Below are 6,126 nucleotides of genomic sequence, written 5' to 3'. Positions count from 1 at the left end.
TGATTTCACATGGCTTGATGATGCAATCGATACGTTTGCAAGACATGGTATCCAAGTGGTCATCGGAACACCGACCTGTACGCCGCCGAATTGGCTCGTGAAGGCGTACCCCGACGTGCTGCCACAGGACGAAAAGCTGCATCCACGTTATCCGGGAATTCGGGGGCACCGTTGTTATAACAGTCCTTCCATGAGACACTATTCGGCTTTAATCGTAGAAAGGCTTGCGCTTCATTATGCGAATAACGCAGCTGTGATTGGATGGCAGACTGATAATGAGTTTAGTCTGAATGAGTGTAATTGTGAGCATTGCAATACGCGGTTCCGGAAGTGGCTTCAGGATAAGTATGATTCGATTGAATCCATTAACGCGGCGTGGGGTACCGTCGTGTGGAGCGGGGAGTACAGCGATTGGTCGCAAATAACAACTCCGCTTGGAGGAACCAATCATAAAAATCCATCCTATGTATTGGATTACAAACGTTTCGAGACTGACTCCGTAGTCGAATTCCAACAGCTCCAATTGAACATCTTGAGGAAGCATTGTCCGAATCATTTTGTTACGCATAACATTTGGAGTTATCCGATGTCGCTGGATTATTACAAGGTTTGCGAGAATCTAGATTTCGTTTCCCTCGACTATTACCCGAGCACAAGTCCGGAGAAGGCGGAGTCGAGCGGATACAGCGGAGCACTAACATTGGATTTGGCCCGCGGAATTAAACGGCAGAATTTCTGGATCATGGAGACGATTAGCGGCCCCCCGGGGTGCTGGATGCCAATGTGGCGTACGCCTCATCCTGGATTTATCCGTGCCTTTGCTTGGCAAAGCATTGCACGCGGCGCGGATACGCTTGTACACTTCCGGTGGCGAAGCGCTCCATCTGGAGCCGAGCAATTCTGGCACGGGCTGATCGATCACAGTAACGTGCCCGGCAGGAGATTCGAGGAATACCGCGGGTTGTGCGATGAAGTCCGGAAGCTTGCTCCGCTGTTGGAAGGGACAGAAGTGCGGGGCGAAGTGGCCATTCTTCATTCACACGATCAATATAACGCGTTTCAGATTCAGCACCAGGTAGAAGGTATGGATTATTTCGATAATCTGAAAACGATCCATCGTGCCTTTACTAAGCTTGGCATCATGACGGATGTACTGAACGAGACAGATGATCTGCGCGGCTATAAGCTAATTGTGGCTCCTTCGCTTTTCCTACTCGACCCAGAGATTGCGTCTCGTTTAGAGACTTGCGTCAAGAACGGGGCTACGCTGGTGTTGATGCCTCGAACGGGCGTGAAGAACTTGAATAATGTATGCTGGATCCAACCGTTGCCCGGTCCGCTTTCCAATGCGGCGGGGGTCACTGTAGCTGAGTATGACCCGATCGGGAGGGATGTACACAAAATCCGCTGGCAGAATAAGATTTACTCCTGCAGCCAATGGTGCGATATCCTAACACCTAAAAGCGCTGAACCAGTGGCATGGTATGAAGACGATTTCTTTGCAGGTGAGATAGCCGCGACCGTTCATGAATTTGGTGAGGGCAAGGTTTACTATTTGGGAACGGTTCCCGAGGAGGCATTCTATGTGGACTTCATTCGGGATGTAGCGGATAATTCGGGCGTGCACTTTATCCCTGACTTGCCAGAAGGTATTCAGATTTCGACACGTGTGAAAGGGTCCACGAGATATCTGTTCCTAATGAATCTTACGCGTAAGCAACAGACTATGCTGCTTGATCGTGCGTATCGAAGTCTTCTAGACAGTAGAGAGATCGGCCCAGCGCTATCGATGGCTCCTTATGCGGTTGAAATCGTGGAACTTCCCCAGACAAATGTATAGCTAACGAAAGGTTCATTGGGGGCGAAGGAGTAAGTTAGATATGACGGCGCCCTTGCCATGTGGCTCATATTTTATAAATATTTGAGGTGAGAAATTATCGGAAGATTTTGACAAAGTTTGGGACACTTATATGGCTGATCTTGAGAAGACCGGCGTGAAGGAAATGGAAGCGTCCTATACCAAGCATATTCAAGATCGGATTAAGCTTTGGACAGCTGAATAAACTTCTGAAATAAATAAGGGGCTGTTTCCTTTCCTCACAGGGAGAGAAACAGCCCTTTCTTCATAATTTACGGTGGAACCCGACCCGATTGTGGTGTGTCCGAAGTGCGTTGGGCAAGTCGCTAATCATCGATTAATTGATATTTCGATAGGTTTCCGGAGTGACTGTTTCAATTTTCCGAAAGGTAGATACGAAATGACTGTCATCCGTAAAGCCGACCATTGCGGCAATCTGCTTGACGGTCAAGCGATCTTTATCGATCAGGAGCTCTTTGGCTTTCTGAATCCTTATGCGGATAATGTATTGGTAGGGACTCATCCCCGTTGCCTTTCTGAAGATGTAATTCAATCGTTGCGAGCTAACGCCTGCTAATTCAGCCAATTGAGCCAATCCAATCGCAGGGTTCGAATAGTTCTCGTTAAGGTATTGAAAAATAGGAGTCAATCTGGCGGCGTATTGGGAAATGGAACGTTGGTTATCGATTTCTCCATATCTTTTCAGATCCATGAGAAAACGATAAATGAATACGGAACCCTCCATGCCATTTAAATCAAACTCCTGATCTGCCAGTTCATGACTTGTCTTGTGCAGTGTGGATAATGGAGAATCCATTTCCCAGCTTATCAATGTGGAAGTAGCCAAACCGAGAGAAGATATGATGAGAGGGGCGAGATCTCCATTAAAGGTGACGTAATATGTCGACCAGGGATGAGAAATCGTTCTGTATCGGTGCGGAGTGCCCGGTTTTAATAAGATTCCTCGATTGGGAGTTAAATTTATCGTCTTCCCGGAGTATTCAAATTGTCCTTCTCCGTGGGTTGTGTGCAGCCAGTGGTAACAGTGGTAACCAACGGGTCGAATGAACTCCTCTTGCCATTCATTCCACCCGATCGTTTCAACAAAGATGGGTAAGGTACGGTCCAAAGGGGATATCAGCATATGTTTGGTGTAGTGTTTCATTGGATCACAACTTTCATTTTTTAATATACGACAAGTATTATATCATATTTAACGTAATTGGAGTTGCCATTATAATTGACTATATATACCGAGTTATAAATATTCATTATACTATGTCTTCTAATTTGAATTTTCAAAAAACTNTACATTCAAAGTTGGTCTATGTATAGAAATTAATTATGAGGTGAGAATTATGCTTTTTGCGGGTATGAATAGCACGTTTCATGAAGATCCTCAGCAGTTGCATGTTAATACCGAGAAAAACCGCAACTATTTTATTCCCTTTTCTCCAACTCAAGATCCATTTGCACAAAGAGAACAATCCAACCATTTCTTTCTTTTAAATGGACCATGGGGCTTTAGGTATTACGATAGTATTAGAGATTTGGAGGAAAACTTCCTCGAGATTCAAGAATACAATGAAATACCGGTTCCATCCAATTGGCAATTGCACGGGTATGATGTACCGCAATACACCAACATTCACTACCCTATTCCTTATGATCCGCCGTATGTTCCTGACCAGAATCCAGCGGGTGTTTACAATCGTGAATTTACAATGGATTTATCCGATGGATATGAACAATTTATTAACTTTGAAGGTGTCGACAGCTGCTTTTATCTCTATATAAACAATCAATTTGTTGGTTACAGTCAAGTTTCTCACATGACAAGTGAATTCAATATTACCAAGTACCTCGTCAGTGGTAAAAATACGATTACAGTCGTTGTGCTTAAGTGGTGTGATGGTACCTATCTTGAGGATCAGGATAAATGGCGGTTGTCCGGTATCTTCAGAGATGTGTACATACTCTCAAGACCGCTGAATAAAATCGAGAACTATCGGATTACCTCGAAGCTTTTTGATTCCAACACGAAAGCAGAAATTGCAGTTGACGTGAATGCAGATACTGAAGTTACGGTAAAGCTCATGGATGGCAGTGGAGGAATCCTTGGTGAGGAGACTCTGAAAAACGGGGGGACGATCGCTGTTTTCAGCATTGATGAGCCATACTTGTGGAACGCGGAATATCCTTATTTGTACAACATTACGCTGCAAACAGAGGAAGAGATTATTGGCGAAAAAGTAGGAATCCGGGAGATCACTATTCACAATGGAGCTATCGTTCTGAATGGCGCAGCGATTAAATTCAAAGGCGTTAACCGTCATGACAGCGATCCTGTAACTGGTTCTGTTATTAGCAGAGAGCAAATGTTGGTCGACCTCCATTTAATGAAACAACACAATATTAACAGTATTCGAACATCGCATTATCCTAACAGCCCTATCTTCCTTCAGCTATGTGACGAACTTGGTTTTTATGTTATGGACGAAGCGGATATTGAGTCACACGGTGCTGTAGAGGCTGCTCATACACAAGACAATAATGGAGACTATTCCGGTATTGCTCTACTTGTAGCTCGAGAAGATTATGAGAAAGCCATATTAGATCGAGTAGATCTTATGATTACAAGAGATATCAATCGACCCTGCGTTCTTATGTGGTCACTGGGCAATGAAGCTGGGTATAGCAAGAACATGGAGAAGGCTGCCAAATACATTAAAGGTTACGATCCAACAAGATTAGTCCATTATCAAAGCATGCACGAGCTGGAAGGGGAAGAAAAAGCTGACTCCGGTCCCGCGGCCCTAGATGTCGTTTCAGCTATGTATTATTCATCGGAGTGGATGGAGAAAAATTTTCTAACGCAAGAAAATGAAAAGCGCCCATTTGTATTGTGCGAGTATTGTCATTCCATGGGCAATGGACCGGGGGACTTGGAGGACTATTGGAAAGTCATTTATTCGAGTGATAGATTTAGCGGGGGCTTTATTTGGGAATGGTGCGACCATGGGATCGAGATTGGGAAAGATAGCAACGGTAATGCCAAGTATGCGTACGGTGGAGACTTTAATGAACCTCGACATGACGGGAATTTCTGTATCGACGGTTTGATTTATCCTGATCGTACTCCCCATACCGGACTATTGGAAGCGAAGAATGTTTATCGTCCGATTCGAATCAAACCTGTTAATCCAACCAAAGGTGAATTCGAGTTCATCAATACCTATGACTTTGCCTATTTGTCCGATAAGCTTGAATGCACCGTTGAAGTTACTGACCTCGGTAGAGTGATCCTGCAAGAGAAACTGGATATTGAGGTTGGCGCTAAGTCCTCCAAGGTTATTACGATCCCAAGTCTTGAAGGTCTAACAGGTACAAGTGTATATGCACGGTTTATCTTTACTCAAAAGCATGATACGCCATGGTCCAACAAAGGCTATGAAATTGGTTTTGATCAAATATGCATTTGTAAAGAACAGATCGTCATCGAACCGTCGCTGCAGGTAGACACTACAGTAGAACTTGCTGAAGACATGAAAAATATTATTATTTCGGGTGAGAGCTTTGAATATCGAATTAATAAATCCACTGCGCTATTTGATCGGTTGAGCTTTAATCATACCGATCTGATCGAGAAACCGATGGAATACAATGCATTTAGAGCCCCCACCGATAATGAATGGATAAAATCGCAATGGGAGAAGTTTAGTTTCGGGAACCTTACGACAAAGGTTTACAATATTTCAGTGAAGAAAATGGACTCCCATATCTTAATCAGCTCAAAAATCGCACTTGGCGGACATTCGTATCACAATACGTTCAACCTGCACACGGAAGCCTCTATTTACAATAACGGTGATATTAAAATGAAATATGCCGTTCAAGTTGTAGACAAACGTCCTTACTTGCCGCGATTTGGTGTGAGAATGTTTATGAGCAATCGATTTGACCAGGTAGAATATTACGGATATGGCCCTTATGAAAGTTATATCGATAAACATCAGGCTTCGTATAAGGGAGTATTCTCGCAACCGATTGGCGAGATGCATGAGGATTATATTAAACCTCAAGAGAATTCTTCCCATTGGAGTTGCGATTATATGAATATCTTCTCCAATACCATAATGGTTAAATTTGAAGCCGAGCAGCCGTTTTCATTTAATGCTTCAGAATATACGCAGGAAGAGCTATCTACCAAAAAACATCATTACGAGCTGGAGAAGAGCGGCTATTCTGTTGTTTGCATTGATTATAAA

Annotated in this window: 3 protein-coding genes; 2 read left to right on the top strand and 1 reads right to left on the bottom strand. The window is 43.7% G+C overall.

The window, feature by feature from the left end:
• A partial coding sequence (locus CPT76_RS36310; RefSeq protein ID WP_105446298.1) for a beta-galactosidase occupies positions 1–1,840 on the top strand: 1,840 nt, incomplete at its 5' end.
• Positions 1,841–2,195: 355 nt separating this feature from the next.
• Here CPT76_RS36310 and CPT76_RS36305 read toward each other — a convergent pair.
• Entirely contained in the window at positions 2,196–3,023 is an 828-nt protein-coding gene (locus CPT76_RS36305; RefSeq protein WP_105446297.1) for an AraC family transcriptional regulator, read from the bottom strand.
• A gap of 193 nt (positions 3,024–3,216) precedes the next feature.
• Here CPT76_RS36305 and CPT76_RS36300 point away from each other — a divergent pair.
• Positions 3,217–6,126 (top strand): glycoside hydrolase family 2 TIM barrel-domain containing protein (locus CPT76_RS36300; protein WP_105446296.1); only part of this gene is annotated, 2,910 nt, incomplete at its 3' end.

Origin of the sequence: Paenibacillus sp. AR247, assembly GCF_002968895.1 — a bacterium.
Classification (GTDB): Bacteria; Bacillota; Bacilli; order Paenibacillales; family Paenibacillaceae; genus Paenibacillus_AQ; species Paenibacillus_AQ favisporus.
This window is presented reverse-complemented; position numbering and strand designations above follow the sequence as displayed.